Raw genomic sequence first — 18470 nt, forward strand, 5'->3', positions numbered from 1 at the left:
CTACTTGCAGACGGCTCTTCCGCCCCTGCGCGACATGAGATCGAAGTGGAAATGGTTGTAGTGTTCGGGATTGTAGCCGGGGCCGAGCACCGTCGTGAAGTAATTGCAGCTGTCGGTGCGCACGGCTTTCAGGAGCCGCCCTTCGCGGAAGGAGAACAGGCCCTTCTTGCGCACGTCGATCTCATGACCGTTCTTCAGTACGAACTTGCCGACATCGATGGCGTTGCCCTTCGCATGTTCCGAAATCGGATTGTATCTCTGGCGGCTGTTGTTCATGCGCCGGCAGGAATAGCCGCCAAGCGGCACGATCGTCTGAATGCCGGTCCAGTAACGAAAGCGGGCCGAAGGCGCGAGTTCGTTCTTCACCCATTTGGCGAAGGCAAGCGTCACCTGGCAATTCAGGGTCACCGCCGGCTTGACGCCGATATTGCCCGAAAGGCCCTTCAGGGACACAGGATAAGGCACCTGGCAGGCCGGTCCGTTGGAGATCGGCGGGCGGTCATCGAAGATCACGCCCATGCGCTTCAATTCGCGCCGGCAGGAAAGCTCCGAGGCCGGCATGACGCCGGGATCGATCGGTGCGGCAGGTTCGCTCATCATCGGATTGTTCGGCCGCAGCATGGCGACCTCTTCCGGCTCATCCTCTTCCGGCACGCGCGTCGGCGCCAGCACCGGGCTGCCGTCGCTCCAGGTCTGGGCGCGATTGCCGGCAGCGCGCATCGGCGCGCGGCTCATCTGCGTGGCGGCAACCGGCTGCGGCAGGCGACCCTGGTTGAGCTGGGTCGGGTTATCGGTGCCGATACCGTCGACGACAGGTTCGGTGGCATTGCCCTCGGCGATCTGCTGCTGCTCGTCCTGCGCCAGCCCGACGACCTGCTCATTGCCCTGCCCGGCACCAAGTTCCGAATCCATGTTGACGCCACCCTGGGGGATGGCGAGCGGCTTCACGCCGCCCCAGTTGCCATTCGGCGCCTGTTGCGGCTGGCCCTGCTGCGCGAGCGCCTCGTCGCTATCGATCATGGGCAGGCGCCGCTGCCCCTGTTGCGGCGCGGCCATCGGGGCCGACTGTTGTCCGGGGGCGCGCATCTGTTGGCTCGTGCCGGCGAGGTTCGGCGTATCGAGATAATCGATTTGACCCTGCGTATTGCCGACCGGCGCGCTGGCTGAGGGATAAGGTTGCTGGCTCTGGACCGGCGCCATGCGCAAGGCCCCGCCCCGCGGCGGCGTGATGGAACTGACGCGCGTGCTGCTATCGACATTCTCGGGCGGCACCAGCCCGTCGCTGATCGAACAGGTCGTCAATGCCGCAGAAAGCAGGAGTGGCAAGGCGGTACGCTGGAGAAGGGAAAGAAACGCCATACTTATCGCTTCCGCATGCGGCCTGTGATCTGAAAACCTCGATTCAAATTTAGTTAAAAACGGTGAATGAAAGCTTTACGTGTGGAGATTGGCTGATCCCGAGCGCTTGCACTCGCTAGAGAGGTATCTCCGCACCGTGGGATCATGTGCTCCTGCACCAAGGGCGGGCCGACCCGGCAAATGCTGATCCTGCTTCGAGCCCTATTGGTATTCCCGGCCAGCACCATAGCTACTGCATCATGAGCCCGGTCCATCAGGAAACCAGCCTATGGAAGCAGCAGTAAGGAAACTGTTCGAGCGGTATGAACACCTGTTCCGCCAGGGGCTCGCGGGCAAAGCCGATATGGGTGAGGTCGCCTCCCTCTATGCCTCGGATGTCATCGCCGCCTCGCCTTCCGGAGTCATGTCCGGCAAGAATGACGATGAGCTCAAGCGGATGATGGCGAAGGGATATGAGCGTTATCGCACCATTGGCACCAAGGATATGATGCTTCGCCATGTCCGTCTCTCACCGATCGATGAGAGCCATTGCGTGGCGCATGTCGCCTGGAGGGCGACTTATGTCCGGGGGAGCCAACCGGACACGATAATCGACTTCGATGTCCACTATCTCGTGCAGGTTCTGGATGGAGAAGCGAAAGTCTTCGGCTGGGTTTCGGGCGACGAGCAGGCACTCCTGAAGCAGCACGGTATCGGCTGACGCCTTCCTCTGATCTGCCTTGGAATAAAAGAAAGGGCCGCGCAATGCCGCGGCCCTTTCTCGTCAGATCGTCACCCGCTATCAGGCAGCCCGGCCGTACCGCGCGCCCTGCCCGGCCAGGCCGCGCAGCTGGAATTTCGACAACAGCGACCGCAGCTGCTGGCTTTCCTCCGCCAGGGTCTGGCTGGCGGCCGTGGTTTCTTCGACCATCGCCGCATTCTGCTGGGTCATCTGGTCCATGTGGTTCACCGATGTGTTGATCTCCTGCAATCCGGTCGCCTGTTCGCGGGCGGCCGTCGCAATCGAGTCGACATGGGCGTTGACCCGGTTGACCAGCGCCTCGATCTCGACCAGCGCGTCACCGGTGGAGCGCACCAGCGCCACGCCGCCTTCGACTTCGGTTGCCGAGCTCGAGATCAGCGCCTTGATCTCCTTGGCCGCATTGGCCGAGCGCTGCGCCAGTTCGCGCACTTCCTGCGCCACGACGGCAAAGCCGCGGCCGGCTTCACCGGCACGCGCCGCTTCAACGCCGGCGTTCAGCGCCAGGAGGTTTGTCTGGAAGGCGATCTCGTCGATGACGCCGATGATCTGGTTGATGCGGCTAGAACTATCCTCGATGCGGCTCATGGCCGAGACGGCGTTGCGGACGATCTCGCCGGATTTGCCGGCGCTCGTCTTCGTTTCCGCCACCATGCTGCGTGCCTCGTTGGCGCGCTCGGAAGCCGTGCGGACCGTCGCGGTGATCTCGTCGAGCGCCGCTGCCGTTTCTTCCAGCGCCGCGGCCTGCTGCTCGGTGCGCTTGGAGAGGTTGTTGGTCGCGTCGCTGATATCGCGGGCGCTGTCATTGACGATGTGGCTCGATTCCGCGATCGCGTTGATGACGCTGTTCAGTGCGTCGACTGCCGCGTTGAAGTCGGAACGGAGCTTGGCATAATCCTGGCCGATATCGTCGATCGAAACCGTCAGGTCGCCGGCCGCAAGCCGCTCCAGCCCGGCGCCGAGCGCGCGCATCGCCGCCGTCTGGCGCTCGGAGGACGAGCGCAGGCTCGCCTCGTTGCCGCGCCGCTCGCCTTCGATCTCCCGCTGGCGCTCATCTTCGCGAACGCGCAGTTCGGCGCGCTCGGCAACGGAGTCGCGCAGCACGATCAGCGATTTCGCCATCTGGCCGATCTCGTCGCGACGATCGGCATCCGTGATGTCGACGCTCGCATTTTCATCGGCAATCGCGTTCATCGCCTCTTTCAGGCGGGCGACCGGGGCCGTCACGCTGCGCACGATCGCATAGGCGAAGGCAAGGGTAACGAGGGCGCCGATAAGGCCGACCACCGCCGTCCAGGTGGCGTTCTTGCGATAGAGCGCTGCAAGATCGTCCGCATAGACGCCGGTGCCGACGACCCAGCCCCAGGGCTGGAAGCCCGCCACATGCGAATATTTGAGGACCGGCTGATCGGCACCCGGCTTCGGCCAGTAGTAATCCACGAAGCCCTGCCCGCTTGCCTTCACCGTATTGACGAATTCGACGAACAGGAATTTGCCGTTCGGATCCTTGTTCTGCGTCAGATCCGTGCCGTTGAGCTCGGGCTTGACCGGATGCATCACCATGGTCGGATGCATGTCGTTGATCCAGAAATAGCCGGTGCCGCCGCCGTAGCGCATGGAAGCGATCACTTCCTTGGCGGCCGCCTGCGCCTGCTCGCGGGTCATCGTGCCGGCTTGCTCCAGCTTGTAATATTTGTCGAAGATGGCGAGCGCCGTAGCATCCATCTGTGCCAGGCCGGCTTTTCGCTCGGCTTCCAGCTGCCGATAGGAATAGTTGAGGAAGAAGATCATCGTCGCGGCAAGCACGACAAGCGCGAAGGCGACGAGGCCGTAAAGGCGGGTAGAAATCCTGATGTTGCGCATGGGGTTCCGGCAGCTCTCATGTGTGACAATCAGCAGATACTGATATGAGCCGCTTACCGGACGGTAAAACTTGATTAGATCTTGATGAAATAACGCTACGTGAGGCAAATGAGCGCGGCACGCATTTTAGCTTCAAGTATCTGAATCAAAAGGAAATTTTCGAAGGTCATGATTTTTCCGCGACGAGCCACCATTTTTTAGGGGGCATTGTCGAATCCGGCGTTTTTACGGGCTTCCGCACCACTTGGCCTTTGCATTAGGGTGATTCCAGATGAATCACCGGCGAGATGGGAGCCCTTGATGACCGATGCCAAGCCGACAGGCGAACTTACCTTGCGTACGCTTGCAATGCCCGGAGACGCCAATCCGGCCGGCGATATTTTCGGCGGCTGGGTCATGGCGCAGATGGATTTGGCGAGCGGCATCCGCGCCGCAGAGCGCGCCAGGGGGCGTGTGGTGACGGCCGCGGTCAAGGAAATGGCCTTCGAACTTCCGGTCAAGATCGGCGATACGCTGTCCATCTATACCCATGTGGAGCGCGTCGGGCGCACCTCCATCACGCTGCGGGTGGAAGCCTGGGCGCATCGCTCGCGTTATAACCAGCAGGAAAAGGTCACCGCCGGCACCTTCATCATGGTGGCGCTCGACGAGGACGGCAAACCCAAGGTCGTCCCCCAGGAGTGAGATGATGCAGGCAGCGGCGACACCGGAAGTCTACGTCTACATCCGCACCGTGATGTCGATGGTGATCGGCCTCTCGCTCGCCCGCCTGCTGACCGGCCTCGGCGGCATCGTGCAATCACCCGGCAAATTCCGGGTCTATTGGGTGCATCTCGGCTGGGTCGCCTCGATGTTCCTGTTCATCATCCATTTCTGGTGGTGGGAATATCGCCTGCAGTCGCTCGCCGTGATCTCCTTCGGCGTCTACCTCTTCCTTATCAGCTTCTGCTGCCTGTTCTTCTTCCTCTGCGTGCTGATCTTTCCGACGACGATCGAGGATTACGGCGGCTACGAGGAATATTTCATCTCGCGGCGGCGCTGGTTCTTCGGCATGCTGGCCGTGACCTATGTGGTGGATTTTCTGGATACGCTGCTCAAGGGCAAGGCGTATCTGGCAGCACTAGGCTGGGAATACCCGGCGAGGAATGCGGTGTTCATCGCACTGTGCATCGTGGCGGCCTGGACGGCGAACCGGCGGTTTCATGCTGTATTCGTAAGTGCGGGCCTGCTCTATCAGATCACCTGGATTTTCAGGCTGTATGATTTGATTTGAGGTCTCTCTTCCCGTCCTGCGACAAGCATGGGACTGATGGAGGTTGCGAAAATCCTCGCCTCAAGCCCGCAGGAACTGTGATCCCTTGTCGAAACTCAACCCCGGAAAAATCTTCCCCGTCAGATCGTCAGCCGACACATCGAACTGTCGGTAGAGCATCGCCGCCGCCAGCTCGCGCACGTCTGCCGTCGGCATCAGGTCGCGATCGTCGAGCAGCGCAGCGTCCCCAAGTCCCGGCCACTTGCCGAGTATGCGCCCGCCATCGATCGCCCCGCCCGCCAATACCGCGCAGCCTCCCGTACCGTGATCCGTTCCGCCGGAACCATTCTCACGCACCGTGCGGCCGAACTCGGTCATGGCGAGCACGACCGTCTTCGACCACAGATCCGGCCCCATCGTAGCTTTCAGCGTTGTGATCGCCTGCGCCAGATCCTGCACCGGCCGCTTGAACTGGTTAAGCTGACCGACATGCGTATCCCAGCCGGTAATCGAGAAGCTGGCGATGCGGTACTCGCCCTTCAGCATATTGCCGGCAAGAACAGCCACATCGGTGATCTTCTCGCCGCGCTGGGCTGATGGTTCCGCCATCATGGAAGCGCTGTTGGCGCGCATCGCTTCATCCATTGCTTTTGCGAAAGCCGGATCGCCGGCATAGAGCCGCATGAGGAACTGCATTTCGTCCCTGGCCGGCCCGAGATTGGAATCCGAGGCCCAGACATCGACATTGTTCGGCCCGGTCAGGATCAGCTCGGTCGAGGTATTGACGTCGATCGCCTTGCGCGCATCCGAACGCGGGATCACGGCAAGCGCCCGATTGAGCCAGCCGGTCTTTTCCTCGGCCACATGCTCGCCGCCGGATTCCAGCATGTCCTGTCCGTCGAAATGGCTGCGCTGGTCGCGATAGGGCGTGGAAACCGCATGCACGAAGGCAAGCTCCTTGCTCTTCCACAGCGGCATCAGGTCAGCCGCCGCCGGATTGAGCCCGAAATGACCGTCGAGATCGAGAAGCCCCTTGTCCGGCGTCAGCGACAGCGTTGGCCTGAGCGCCGCAAAGCCGGCATCGCCATAGGGCYGCACCAGATCGAGCCCGTCCATCGCCCCGCGCAACACGATCGTCACGAAGCGCTTGTCGCCCGGCATCGCCGCAAAGGTCACCGGCGTAAAAATGGGGGCTGCGGCAAGGCAACAAGCCGATGTCAGAAAACCACGGCGTGAAAGCATAAACTCTGTCATGACGGGCTCCTATCGACGGTTGAATTCGGGGGACGCGAGAACCAGCGTCAGTCCGCTCACTCTGTTCGGCGCCTGCGAGACGACGCGGATCGTCTCGTCGCGGGCGGCATCGGCAAGCGTTGCCTTCAGGAACTCGCGCGGATCGACATCCTTGCCGAACTGGGCACTGGTGCGCCGCGCCCAGGACAGACGCTCGGACAGCTGGCTCGCGGTGATCCAGGCGGAAAAACTCTCCTCGAAGCCGGCCGGGCTCGGTGGCAGCCATGTCGGCTGGCCCATGCGGCGCAGAGCGCCCTGCCCGAGCGCACGCGCCATGTGGAAGGCCTTGCGTCGCTTGATGAGCGCCTCATCCTCGGGGCTCGGCGGCGCCTGCATCATCGCCTGCCCGTCGGCAGCGGGCGCTGCATCCTTCTTCGGCATCGCCATCATCTCGTGATTGTAATCATCGTCCTGCTGATAGGCCTGCATGAAGGCCGCGACATCGCCCGCGCCAGAACCGCTGTTCAGCGCCCGCAAGCCGGTGACGATATAATCGAACGGCTGGCGCGCCTTGGCGCCTTCATCCCGCCACGCGGCCGGATGGTCGAGCATGGCGCGGTAGACGGCAGGCAGATCCCCATCCGTCTTCTTCCATGCTTCGCTCATGGCCTGGATCATCTCCTCCGGTGGCTGGTCGGAGATGAAATGCACTGCGAGCTTGCGGCTGATATGCGCGGCCGTCTTCGGATGGACCGCGAGATCGTCGAGCATGGCAAGGTAATCTTTGCGCGAGCGCTTGACCCCGCCATAGCTGACACCGAGCACCTGATGTTCGCCGGGCTCGGATATCTGCGGCCTGAAAGCCGTCTCCATCGCCTGCTGGTCGACAGTGAGCCCCGTCAGCACCATGGCTGCAGAGCGAACATCGGCCTGCGTATAACCGCTGCCGGCACCGAGCGTGTGCAGTTCCAGAAGCTCGCGGCCGAGATTTTCGTTCAGCCCCTTGTTGCGCCGCATGCCGCCCTTGGATTCCGGCCCCAGCGACTGCGCCTGATCGAGATAGATCAGCATCGAAGGATGCTCGGTGGCGCTACGCAACAGCGTCGAAAACCTGGCCCCCATATAGGGCCGGATCGCCTCGGCCTCGTAAAGCGGCACGATCAGGCGCATCGGCAGGCTCTTGGCGGCACTGGTGGAAAAATGATTGGTCCAGAACGTGGCCAGCCGCTCGTTGAAACCATCGGGGGAAAGGACGGCCTGCATCAACCGCGCATTGGCATCAATCTGGAACAGCACCTGCGCGCGGCGCTGCAAAAGCCGCCGCTGCTGCCGCGGGTCGAGATCGTCGCCATCGGCCTGCCGGATCTGTTTCAGCCTGTCCTGGAGGTCGAGGATCTGCGTATGCCGCGCCTCGATACCGCCGACGGGAAAACCCGGCACGCTGTTCGCGCCGCGCGTCACCTGCCCGATCAGATCATCCTTCGTCTGCGGCAGAGCCTCGCCCGGTCGTCGCCCGTAACCGAACCGGATCGCTGCCATCGTCGGAAAAGACAGGCTCATGACCATTCACCTCCTCATCACCAGATCGTGACAGGGTCTCAGCCAATTGCGACGGCAAGGTGTAGGAAATACGGCGATTTTCCGACATGGACGATTTGTAATCTATTGAAATCGTTGGAACAGTCGCTCAACAGCCCCTGTTGACCGACACCACTCGCGGGCTGGACATGTCGCGCGGCGGCTCGCCTTCGACCATCACCTTGTTGCGCCCGGCTTCCTTGGCGGCATAGAGCGCCTTGTCGGCGCGGGCGATCTGCTCGTAGAGGGAATGATCGGCGGCATCGGTGCCGGCGACACCGAAGCTGGCGGTGATCTTTCCGTCGAAGCCGCTCGCCTTGCGGTCGACGGCCGCAAAGGCAAGCCGCACCCGGTTGGCGAAATCGGCGCCTGCGGCCAGCGGCATTGCCGGCAGGAAGATCACGAATTCCTCCCCGCCGAACCGCGCCGCGAAACCGCCCTCCGGAATCCGCGCCAGCAGCATTTCGGCGAAAGCTCGGATTACCTCGTCGCCCGGTCCGTGGCCGAGCGTATCGTTGACCCATTTGAAATTGTCGATGTCGCAGATGATGACGGAGCCTTCGGCCCGGCCGCGCTCTGCCACCATGCGGTCGAAGCCGCGCCGGTTCAGCATGCCGGTCATCGGATCGCGCTCGGCGATATCGCGGTGCATTGCAATGGTGTCGACCGTGGTTGCAGCAAGGGCCGAAAGCGCAAACATCAGCGCCAGGATGGATGTCGACGCCTGCATCGCGAAAGCATATTGCGAAGAGATGAAATCCCCGTGGCCGCCATAGGATGGTGCGACGAAGACGAAGATGACATTGCGGATAATGGTATCGGCAATGACGAGGCTGGAGACGACAAGCAGCAGCTTGTCGGCCGTATGGCGCATGTGCCGCAGGCTGACGGTGACGGCAAAGCCGAGCAGCGCCGCACAGGCGAGATCGTTCAGCAGAAACTCCGCCGGAACATTGCCGGCCACCAGCCCCGCATAGAGCATGCCCGCGTAGGTCACACCGGCAAAGGCAAGGCGCGGCTGGAGATAGGAAGGCCGTTTGAATCGGGCGAGCATGGCGCCGGAATAGAAGACGAACGCGAGAAGGAACAAAGCATCGGCGATGGCGGAAGCCACGCGCTCCTGCAGCAGGCTGTCGAAAAGCGGAACGGAGAAGGCTGCCGACGCAAAAAGATAACCCGGCCCCCACAACTTCGCTTCCCGCGACCCGAACCGGCCGACGATCAGAAAGGTGCAGCCGAAAATCAGCATCATGACCGGCAGCAGGAAGGCGAAATTACTATCCATGAACCCTCGCGGCGGTACGCAATATAGAACCGGCGCAGGCAAAAGGTAGGACAATGATCTTAAAAAAGGAAAAACCGGGCGGGATCAGAAATACCTGGCAGAACTAGGCATCGCCTGGAGCACAGCCTGCCCGTGGCTCACAAGGAAAGGCCGGCAGCCCTGGCCGCCGGCCTTCACAGCCACAGGCAGCGCTAAACTCGCATCGCGCCATGCGGCTCCTCGGCCTCCTCCGTGCCGAAGCGGACATCCTTCTTCTCGTATCCCAGGCCCGAAAGCGCTGCGACGACGATGGCAACGATCACCGCCACTATGACCAACGCATAAGCGTAGTCGCCGTTCCAATGGGCGGCGAGGTCCGCCTGCATCGTGGCGTTGCCCGAGGCCAGCAGATTGCCGAGCTGGTAGGCGAAGCCGGGGAATGTGCCGCGTACCTCGTCTGGCGAAAGCTCGTTGAGATGTACAGGCACGATGCCCCAGGCGCCCTGGACGAAGAACTGCATCAGGAAGGCGCCGAGCGCGAGCAGCACCGGCCCCGGTGCATAGGCCCAGAGCGGCGCGACGGGCACGGCAATCAGTGCGGCGATGACGATCGCCCGCTTGCGGCCGATGCGCTGCGACAGCGCGCCGAAGAACAGCCCGCCAAGAATGGCGCCGATATTGTAGACGATGGCGATCGCGCCGACCGTATAGCTTGAATAGTTGCGCTGGCTTTCGAGGAAGGTCGGGTAGATATCCTGCGTGCCGTGGCTGAAGAAGTTGAAAGCGGTCATCAGCAGCACCGCCCAGATGAAGAGCGGAATGTTTTCGCGCAGCACGGTGAGAAACGGCCGGCGCCCCTGCTGTTGTCGCTTCACGAAAGCCGGGCTCTCCTGAACGTTGCGGCGGATATAGAGCACCAGCAGCGCCGGAGCCACGCCGACGAAAAACATGCCGCGCCAGCCGATGACGGGGAAAAGCAGGAAGAACAGCAGCGAAGCCAGCAGATAGCCGGAGGGATAACCTGCCTGCAGGATGCCCGACACGATGCCGCGGCTCTGCTCCGGCACTGTCTCCATGACGAGTGAGGCACCGACGCCCCACTCCCCGCCCATGGCGATGCCATAGAGGGCACGCAAAACCAGGAACATGGTGAGCCCTGTCGAAAAACCGGTGAGGAAGTCGAAGAGCGAATAGAGCATCACATCCACCATCAGCGTGATGCGCCGCCCGTAACGGTCTGCCGCAAGCCCGAAGATCAGAGCGCCGAGCGCCCGCATGGCAAGGGTCAGGAAGATCGCCACGGACACCGCGGGAACGTCTGTATGAAACTCCTCGGCGATATATTTGAGAACGAAAACGAGAATGAAGAAATCGAAAGCGTCAAGCATCCAGCCGAGATAGCTGGCGATCACGGTATTGCGCTGCTGCGGGGTGAGCGCGCGCAGGCTTGCCAATGCGGACATATGTATTTCCTCCGTCCGAAAGCGGCGGCGAGCGGGCAATTCCGGATGCCGTCGGAAGGGGTGTCAGGGTGGGCATGCTGCCGGGAGACAGCGAGGCGGAAACGTCAGGATAGCTGACCGTGTTCCATCACGTTGGCGCGATTGGAGAATTGAACGGGTTCGTCATAACGTGCCCTCGAAAGTGTTCAGGGCAGCGGAACGGGATTGTCGCTGAGTGTTCTCAGATAAGCGATGACGTTGACGCGATCGACTTCGTCGGGCGCGCCGCGAACGTCCATATTCACGCCTGGCGTCGTGAGAGAGGGCCCGGCGATGAAGATATTGAGGTCCTCGTAGGTCCATGGCCCTTCCCAGTCCGACAGGGTTCGCGAGTAGCCTGGGAATTTCGTCGAGGCCTTGTCCCGTCCCACCACGTTCCAAAGGTTCGGCCCCTTGTTGGGCACATCCTGCGGACGTTTGACATGGCAGCCGGCGCAATTGGATGCGAAGAATGTTGCACCCTTCGCCGGGTCGCCATTTGCCAGCTTTGCGGAAATCGGCTCGGGCTTCTTTATGATGACGCCGTGGGCCAGCAGGTAGTCGGCGATATCGGCATGACCGTCGTGCCTTGCAAGGTGATAGGCAGTGATGATGCTTGGCAGGCGCGCGGGGTCGCCACGGACCCATATGGCGTTGACGTCGGCACCGGCTTCAACCAGGAGCTTGACGCAGTCCAGACACCCGCTCGCGACTGCGAAATGCAGCATGCGCTCGCCCCGCGCTGCCGCATTGGCATCGGCACCGTGCGCCAACAGGATCCGGATCAGGTCGGGGGAACCCTTCAGGACGGCACCCGTAATAGGCAGGCCAATCGCCGACTCGTGGTTCACATTCGCCCCGCGCTCGATCAGTAATTCTGCTGCCTGCGGATGATCGCTGCGAACGGCTAGAAATAGCGGTGTGGCTCCCTTGTCCAGCTCCTCGATGTCAGCCCCTGCATCAAGGGCCGCCTTGATCGCAGCCAGGTCGCCCTTGCTGACCGCGTCGTGAAGCGGACCAGCATGGGAACTCGTAAGAACGATCAGATAGATGAACACGCTTGCCACGAGCCCGCGCATCTTGCTGTTCCTTGCCGCAAATTACGATCGACTAATATACACCCTGTCTCCTTGACCGAACAGCAGGAACAGGTTCGACCGCCTTGGCGGCGGTCAAGCCTTTGAAAAACGCCAATAAAAAACGAGACTGCAGCCACCGTCGCAGAGAACTCGATCAGGGAGATCCTGAGAGCGAGACGCCGTTATGTCCTGGTTTCCGTAAAGGAAACCGAATTCGTGCCGTCTCACGGGCGGCGGAAACTTCCCTCGCCGCCCATCCATCTGAGCCAGGGCCCGACATGAAACAGTCCCATCAGCAGATACATCGGCACCATGCCGCTGAAGAGCGGTGACCCATCCATCTGCATGCCAGCCATCGAGCAGATCATGTCGGCCGCCGGCTCGCTTGCCGAGAGTGCGGCCATGACGGCAAATGTCGGCGCCGCCGCAAAAGTTAGCCCGCGCGCAATGCCGGATAACAGGATGGAGCCGGCGGAATTGCCGGCTCCTGTGGAGATTGACGGGCGCATTACGCTGCCTCGTAGCGGTCGTGGTGGCGCCACCAGACGCTTTCCTCGTTGCGGCCCAGAGGCGCGCGATCGAGCCACTGGTACATGGCCCACACGCCATCCACCCCTCGGGCATAGGAGGAATAGGTGTGGTAGATATCGCCGCCCTGCATTACGAAGGCGCTGAGGCCCGGCCGCTCACGGGCGAAGGTGTTGATATCGGTGCCGGTCATCGAGGAGATGAGGTCGTCCGGGCTTTGCTCACCACCTGGCTTCTGTTGCTGCAGCACGGCCGGGATCGGCGGTTCGCGGCGGAAGTTATATTCGATGCCGCCGCTCTGCTGTTCCTCCGTGTAAACCAGACATTGAAGTCGCGATTGAAATCGCTTGTTGATGACGAGGCCCAGTCGAAGGTCCAGCCCATGCGCTTCTTGAACCCGAGAAGCTTGTCGAGCGGCGCGCGGGAAACGGCGCTGAAGGCGACATCGTGGTTTTCGAGGTGAACGGTGACGCCGTTGAAGCCATCGGCGATCGACGAGCAGGACGGGCAGCCGGCCGTGTAATCTGGGCCGAACATGAAGTGATAGACGAGCAGTTGCGAGCGGCCTTTGAAGAGGTCGGCAAGCGGCACGATGCCGGCTTCGGTCTCCAGCTTGTATTCCTTGTCGATCTTCACCCAGGGCAGTTCCTGGCGCTTTGCGGCGATCTCGTCACTGCGGCGCGTCAGTTCCTTTTCCTGTTCCAGGAGCGCAATTCGCGCCTGCAGCCATTCCGCCCGTGTTCCGGTCTTGTGCATCATCATGGGTCTTCTCCTCTCATTGCGTTGAAACGTATCCGACGGCGGGCCGTTGCCTGCCGATGGGGAATAAACTAGGTCTTGTTGCCGAGGGGTGGGAGTTACAAGTGTGACGGGATTCCGATGGACTCGCTGATTACAGCTGCCGCACAGGCGCTGGCGGTGGGCGATGCGCTGGGGGCGATGAAGCGCGTGGCGCTGCGCGACGACCCGCCGGCGCTCGCCCTTCGGGGCATCGCCATGGCCCAGCTCGGCGATCTCGCCCGCGCCAAGGCACTGCTGAAGAGCGCTGCCCATGCCTTCGGCCCGCGCGAGGCCGTAGCGCGCGCCCGCTGCATCGTGGCCGAAGCCGAAATCGCTCTGGTCTCGCGCGATCTCGCCTGGCCGGAAAAGGCGCTGGAAGGCGCGCGCCTCACGCTCGAAAGACGCGGCGACCGCGTCAACGCGGCCCACGCCCGCAACCTGCAGATCCGCCGCCTCCTTCTGATCGGCCATCTCGATGCTGCCGAAAAGCTGCTCGCCGATCTCGACCCCTCGCCGCTGCCGCCGGCTGCCCGCGCCGGCCATGAACTTGCCGTCGCCGGTGTCGCAATCCGCCGGCTACGCACGGAGCCCGCGCGCCAGGCGCTGGCCCAGGCGGCTGACGCGGCGCAAAAAGCCGGCATACCGGCACTTGTCGTCGAGGTGGGAGAAGTCGCAAAAGCCCTGGAGGCGCCGGCCGCCCGCCTGATCGATGGCGGCACGCAGCGCCTGTTGCAGCTACAGGAGGTCGAAGCGCTGCTTGCCTCCGATACGCTCGTCATCGATGCCTGCCGCAACGTGGTGCGCGCCGGCAGCGCGATCGTGCCGCTCGCAAGCCGCCCTGTGCTGTTTGCGCTCGCCCGCACGCTCGCCGAGGCCGCACCATCAGATGTCCTGCGCTCGGTTCTTCTCGCCCGCGCCTTCCGCGCCCGTCACGCCGATGAATCCCACCGGGCGCGGCTGCGCGTCGAGATCGGCCGGCTGCGCGCAGCACTTGCCGATCTTGCCGAGGTCAAGGCGACGAGCCACGGCTTCATGCTGCTGCCGCAGGACGGGCGCAAAGTCGTCGTGCTCGCCCCGCCGGTCGAGGAGGAGCACGCCTCGCTGCTGGCGCTTCTCGCCGATGGAGAATCCTGGTCGAGCACGGCTCTGGCAATTGCCCTGAGCTTGAGCCCACGCACGGTGCAGCGGGCCCTGGAAGCGCTCCAGGACGCCGGCAAGGTGCAGTATTTCGGCAATGGCAGGGCGCGGCGCTGGATGATGCCGCCGGTCGTCGGCTTCCCGACAACATTGTTACTCCCGGGTCCGCTGCCCAGCGACTAAAAGTAGTTCCGGCAAGAGTGGGCAGCGGTTTTGCGACCGGAATTGCACCAGGCAAAGAGCCGGTGAGAAAGGGGATGGAGCGCCATGAAGACATCACAGGCAGAGATCATCAGGGAATACGGACCCTTCGAGGGCACGCGCAACATCGGCGGCGTCACCTATGACGGCAGCAAGGTCTGGTTTGCGGCGGGAGAAAACCTGCGGGCGCTGGACCCTGAGAGCGGCGCCGAGCTGCGTGCGATCGATGTCGCCGCCCATGCCGGCACCGCCTTTGACGGGCGCTACATCTTCCAGATCGCCGAAGACAAGATCCGCAAGATCGATCCGGAGACCGGCGCGGTAGTCGCGACCATCCCTGCCCCCGGCAAAGGCGCCGATTCTGGCATGGCCTGGTGCGAAGGCAGCCTCTGGGTCGGCCAGTACCGGGAAAACTGCATCCACCAGATCGACCCGGAGACCGGCAAGATCCTGCGCACCATCGAATCCAAGCGCCATGTCACCGGCGTCACCTGGGTAGACGGCGAGCTTTGGCACGCCACCTGGCAGGACGACAAGAGCGACCTGCGCCGCATCGACCCCAAGACCGGCGACGTGCTGGAACGGCTGGACATGCCCGAGGGCACCGGTGTTTCCGGGCTGGAATCCGATGGGGCCGATGTCTTCTACGCAGGTGGCGGCGGCAGCGGCAAGGTGCGGGCGATCAGGCGGCCCCGGTAAGGTTTCGGATGGCAGGCGGCCTTGGTGTTGAACGGGGCGTGGCTGGCAAGACACCCTCCCTTCAGTCCTGCCCCAATCAAACCAGCCGGATCGTCACGTCGGTATTCCCTCGCGTCGCCTTCGAATAGGGGCAGATCTGATGCGCCTCCTCGATCAGCGACTGACCCACGTCGCGCTCCACACCTGGAATGCCGACATTGAGCCGTGCCGTCAGGAAATAGCCGGCATCGGAAAGGTTGAGATCGACTTCCGCATCGATCGTGACATCGCCTGACAATGCGATCTTCCTCTTCTGCACAATAATGCCGATTGCGCTTTCGAAGCAGGCCGACCAGCCGGCGGCGAAGAGCTGTTCCGGGTTGGTGCCGATCCGCGCCGAGCCGGGCACGGAGAGGCGCAGGTCGAGGCGGCCGTCGGAGCTGCGCGCAACGCCGTTTTCGCGCCCGCCACTCGTATGGGTCTTGGCCGTGTAGAGCACCTTCGAATGCTGGTCCATGGATTTTCTCCTTTGAAAGTTTGATAGAAACTCCGGCTGCCGAAAAGGGCGCAAGGCGCCCTGCCCGTTCACGCGGGCTCGCTGCTCTGCGCCGCCTTGATCGCCGCGACGACCTGTTGCGTCGTCACGATGGCGCTTGCATAGTTCGGCATGTTGATGACGAGTGCGGCATGCATCATCTCGTCGGAATAGTCGGCGATCGCGTCCTTCACGACTGTCACGTCGTAGCCGAGTTCGGCGGCGAAACGGACTGTCGCCTCGATGCAGGTATGGGCGATCAGGCCGATGACGATCAGCCGGTGAATGCCTCGCCGCTTGAGCTGGTTGTCGAGGTCGGTATTGGCAAAGCCGCTGGAGCACCAATGTTCCGAGGCCACGACTTCACCGGACGCCGGCACGAATTCGGCCTTGAACTCGCCACCCCAGGTGCCGAATTCGAATGTGCGGCGGTTCCAGGCGAGCTTCTGGATGGGGGCGATGTATTTCCAGTTTTCATAATCGCCCTCGCGATAGCGGTGGTGCATGGCGAAGAAAACCGGCAGCTTCGCCTCGCGTGCTGCCGTCAGCACCTCGAGCATATGCGGCACGCAGTTGTTGGCCTCGGCCACGGCCTGGATGCGCGGCCAGATCTTGCCGCCTTCGGAGATGAAGTCGTTATAGGGATCGACCACCAGAAGGCCGGTAATGTCGCGCTCATAGGAAAGGTCTATCATCCTGCTCTCCCTGGCCTCATGCCGCTTTGGATGGCTGGCTTCGCAGCGCGAAACGCTCGATGCTGGCAGCGAAGAGCGGTGTCTCGCCCTTGTTGTGGGCAATCGACATCGGCTGGCGCTGCGTGCGAAACACCTCGAAGGGAATGCCCTGCCGGCCGAGGAAGGCCATCATTTCGTCGGTCGCGAAGGACTGCACCCGGTTTGTGAACTCGCATCTGCCGCCGTCGATCGCCTTGACGCTGAGTTCCCAGGTTACATGGATGGTGAGGCGGCCGGTCGGGGTGAAGACGTCGGAGTCGGAATCGAGGATCAGGTGATCCTTCTCGGCAAGCGTTTCGACATAATGCTGCACCATCAGGCTGCCACCGATCGTCTCGACATTGATCGACATCCGCGTGCCGTCGGGCGCCGTCGTAAAGCCGGYGGCGATATGGGCGGGCGAGCAGGACTGGTATTCCTTCTCCGGCAGCGTGAAGCACCATCGAGGAATATCGATCTTCTCGATCGGCGCATTGATGATGGCACTAAAGCTGGAATCGACGATCTGGTTATCGCTCATGATCTCTATCCTTTGGGAAAACAGGGTTGGCTTTCAGGGAGAGCGGCGCCGGCTGCCGCGCCGCGGGCTCCCCTCAGATCTGGTCGCGCAGCGACTTGAAGGAGGCGCGCAGCTCGTCGGTAAACAGCTCCGGCTGTTCCCAGGCGGCGAAATGCCCGCCCTTGGCCGGCCTGTTGTAGTGGATGAGCTTCGGATAGGCCTTTTCGGCCCAGCTCTGCGGCGCCTGGTAGATCTCGTCCGGGAAGGCGCTGACGGCGACGGGCATCTTGATGCCGCGCGGATCGAAGAAGCCGCCGGAGGGGAAATGCGCATTGTCCCAATAGAGCCGCGCAGACGAGATCGCCGTGTTGGTCAGCCAGTAAAGCGTGACATTGTCGAGGACATCGTCAGGCGTCAGACCCTCCTTTTCTCCGTTGAAGGATCGGGCGATCATTCGGTAGCTCCGGATGTCGTGGTCGAGCATCCAGGAGGCGAGGCCAACAGGCGAATCCACGATGCCGTAAAGCGTCTGCGGCCGGTTATTCATCTCGATCGCGTAGCCGAGGCCGTTCTTGTAGAAATCGTCGAGCTGCTCATAGGCGCGTTTTTCATCGGCCGTGAGATCGGCCGGCGCCGGCGCCCCTGCTGACAGCAGCTTGGCGATGTCGGCAGGCACGGTGGCGGCCATGTTGGTATGGATGCCGATGAGGCCGGCGGGCTCCTGCACCGCCATGAGCTCGGTCACGGCATTGCCCCAGTCGCCGCCCTGGGCGACGTATTTGGTATAACCGAGGCGCTGCATCAGCACGGCCCAGGCCTTGGCGATGCGTGGCGGGTTCCAGCCCGCTTCCTTCGGCTTGCCCGAGAAGCCGTAGCCCGGCAGCGAGGGAATGACGACATGGAAGGCATCGGCCTCGGTGCCACCGAAGGCGGTAGGATCGGTCAGCGGCTTGATGATCTTCATCTGCTCGATGATCGAACCCGGCCAGCCATGCGTGATGATGATGGGCAAAGCCTTTTCATGCTTGGACTTCACATGGATGAAGTGAATGTCCAGCCCGTCGATCTCGGTCATGAACTGCGGGAAGGAGTTCAGCCGTGCCTCGACCTTGCGCCAGTCATGCGCCCGCCAGTATTTGGCGACTTTCTGGATCGTATCGAGCCGCACGCCCTGCGTATCGTCGGAGACTGTCTCACGATCCGGCCAGCGGGTTGCGGCAACGCGCCGGTGCAGATCCTTCAGCTGCTCGTCCTTGACCTTCACATGGAAGGGGCGGATGGCCTCGGGGTCGGCCGTAGCTGCCAGAGCTGACGGCATCAGCGCCATCGTACCGGCGGCGGCAAGTCCAAGCGTTGCAGCGCCCAGCAGCATGCGGCGGTCCTGATCGATCTCTTCGACATCGGTATGCATGGCGATCTCCTTGAATTCGGGAATGTTCCGGCTGCACTTTTGTGCTGGCAGGAACCTACGGGAGAAGGCGGCGCATAGCCCGTTAGGGCTTGTTAGAGGCTGTTAGCTCTTGCAAGCCG

At 62.5% G+C, this 18470-nt stretch carries 17 protein-coding genes and 1 pseudogene; 5 read left to right on the forward strand and 13 right to left on the reverse strand.

Features of this window, described 5'->3' with window-relative positions; genetic code table 11:
* Nucleotides 1–1359 (reverse strand): extensin-like domain-containing protein, encoded by a 1359-nt coding sequence (locus AC1DF8_RS30290; RefSeq protein WP_478156248.1) that lies wholly within the window; start codon nucleotides 1357–1359, stop codon nucleotides 1–3.
* 268 nt (nucleotides 1360–1627) lie between these two features.
* On the opposite strand from AC1DF8_RS30290, the gene AC1DF8_RS30295 reads away from it, so the two are divergent.
* On the forward strand, nucleotides 1628–2059 hold the full coding sequence (locus AC1DF8_RS30295) for a nuclear transport factor 2 family protein (RefSeq protein ID WP_478156250.1): 432 nt from the start codon (nucleotides 1628–1630) through the stop codon (nucleotides 2057–2059).
* A gap of 81 nt (nucleotides 2060–2140) precedes the next feature.
* On the opposite strand, the gene AC1DF8_RS30300 is transcribed toward AC1DF8_RS30295, so the two are convergent.
* Nucleotides 2141–3961: a methyl-accepting chemotaxis protein gene (locus tag AC1DF8_RS30300; RefSeq protein WP_478156252.1), complete on the reverse strand. Its 1821-nt coding sequence runs from the start codon at nucleotides 3959–3961 to the stop codon at nucleotides 2141–2143.
* A 300-nt stretch (nucleotides 3962–4261) separates the two neighbouring features.
* Here AC1DF8_RS30300 and AC1DF8_RS30305 point away from each other — a divergent pair, with 300 nt between their 5' ends.
* Nucleotides 4262–4645: an acyl-CoA thioesterase gene (locus AC1DF8_RS30305; RefSeq protein ID WP_112547587.1), complete on the forward strand. Its 384-nt coding sequence runs from the start codon at nucleotides 4262–4264 to the stop codon at nucleotides 4643–4645.
* Between the two features lie 4 nt (nucleotides 4646–4649).
* Nucleotides 4650–5234, forward strand: coding sequence for a hypothetical protein (locus AC1DF8_RS30310; protein ID WP_112968400.1), 585 nt, complete (start codon nucleotides 4650–4652; stop codon nucleotides 5232–5234).
* Nucleotides 5235–5294: 60 nt separating this feature from the next.
* Here the strand turns inward: AC1DF8_RS30310 and AC1DF8_RS30315 are convergent, their stop codons facing one another.
* From AC1DF8_RS30315 to AC1DF8_RS30345, 7 genes and pseudogenes are all read right to left on the reverse strand, one after another.
* Nucleotides 5295–6467: a DUF1501 domain-containing protein gene (locus AC1DF8_RS30315; RefSeq protein WP_478156254.1), complete on the reverse strand. Its 1173-nt coding sequence runs from the start codon at nucleotides 6465–6467 to the stop codon at nucleotides 5295–5297.
* A gap of 9 nt (nucleotides 6468–6476) precedes the next feature.
* Nucleotides 6477–8006 carry a DUF1800 domain-containing protein gene (locus AC1DF8_RS30320; RefSeq protein ID WP_478156256.1) on the reverse strand — a complete coding sequence of 510 codons (1530 nt, stop codon included), beginning with the start codon at nucleotides 8004–8006 and terminating at the stop codon, nucleotides 6477–6479.
* Nucleotides 8007–8133: 127 nt separating this feature from the next.
* Nucleotides 8134–9309: a GGDEF domain-containing protein gene (locus AC1DF8_RS30325; RefSeq protein ID WP_478156258.1), complete on the reverse strand. Its 1176-nt coding sequence runs from the start codon at nucleotides 9307–9309 to the stop codon at nucleotides 8134–8136.
* A gap of 191 nt (nucleotides 9310–9500) precedes the next feature.
* A complete protein-coding gene (locus tag AC1DF8_RS30330) occupies nucleotides 9501–10751 on the reverse strand; it encodes an MFS transporter (RefSeq protein ID WP_478156260.1) in 1251 nt (416 codons plus the stop codon).
* A 185-nt stretch (nucleotides 10752–10936) separates the two neighbouring features.
* The gene (locus AC1DF8_RS30335; protein ID WP_478156261.1) at nucleotides 10937–11848 is read right to left on the reverse strand and encodes an ankyrin repeat domain-containing protein; all 912 of its coding nucleotides are present in this window, start codon (nucleotides 11846–11848) and stop codon (nucleotides 10937–10939) included.
* 224 nt (nucleotides 11849–12072) lie between these two features.
* Nucleotides 12073–12357 carry a hypothetical protein gene (locus tag AC1DF8_RS30340; protein WP_113015672.1) on the reverse strand — a complete coding sequence of 95 codons (285 nt, stop codon included), beginning with the start codon at nucleotides 12355–12357 and terminating at the stop codon, nucleotides 12073–12075.
* A pseudogene (locus AC1DF8_RS30345) lies at nucleotides 12357–13138 on the reverse strand (DUF899 domain-containing protein). The gene AC1DF8_RS30340 and the pseudogene AC1DF8_RS30345 overlap by 1 nt, the downstream one beginning before the upstream one ends.
* A 117-nt stretch (nucleotides 13139–13255) precedes the next feature.
* Between AC1DF8_RS30345 and AC1DF8_RS30350 the strand changes: the two are divergent.
* On the forward strand, nucleotides 13256–14476 hold the full coding sequence (locus tag AC1DF8_RS30350) for a helix-turn-helix domain-containing protein (protein ID WP_478156262.1): 1221 nt from the start codon (nucleotides 13256–13258) through the stop codon (nucleotides 14474–14476).
* 84 nt (nucleotides 14477–14560) lie between these two features.
* Nucleotides 14561–15193 (forward strand): Vgb family protein, encoded by a 633-nt coding sequence (locus AC1DF8_RS30355; protein ID WP_478156263.1) that lies wholly within the window; start codon nucleotides 14561–14563, stop codon nucleotides 15191–15193.
* A gap of 76 nt (nucleotides 15194–15269) precedes the next feature.
* On the opposite strand, the gene AC1DF8_RS30360 is transcribed toward AC1DF8_RS30355, so the two are convergent.
* The 4 genes from AC1DF8_RS30360 to AC1DF8_RS30375 form a co-directional block, all read right to left on the reverse strand.
* Nucleotides 15270–15689 (reverse strand): organic hydroperoxide resistance protein, encoded by a 420-nt coding sequence (locus AC1DF8_RS30360; protein WP_478156264.1) that lies wholly within the window; start codon nucleotides 15687–15689, stop codon nucleotides 15270–15272.
* Nucleotides 15690–15757: 68 nt separating this feature from the next.
* Nucleotides 15758–16402, reverse strand: coding sequence for a cysteine hydrolase family protein (locus AC1DF8_RS30365; protein ID WP_478156265.1), 645 nt, complete (start codon nucleotides 16400–16402; stop codon nucleotides 15758–15760).
* A 16-nt stretch (nucleotides 16403–16418) separates the two neighbouring features.
* Entirely contained in the window at nucleotides 16419–16961 is a 543-nt protein-coding gene (locus AC1DF8_RS30370; protein ID WP_478156267.1) for a hypothetical protein, read from the reverse strand.
* A 73-nt stretch (nucleotides 16962–17034) separates the two neighbouring features.
* Nucleotides 17035–18351 carry an epoxide hydrolase family protein gene (locus AC1DF8_RS30375; protein ID WP_478156269.1) on the reverse strand — a complete coding sequence of 439 codons (1317 nt, stop codon included), beginning with the start codon at nucleotides 18349–18351 and terminating at the stop codon, nucleotides 17035–17037.
* Between the last annotated feature and the right edge of the window lie 119 nt (nucleotides 18352–18470).

This window comes from Rhizobium sp. 05N49 (assembly GCF_056396805.1).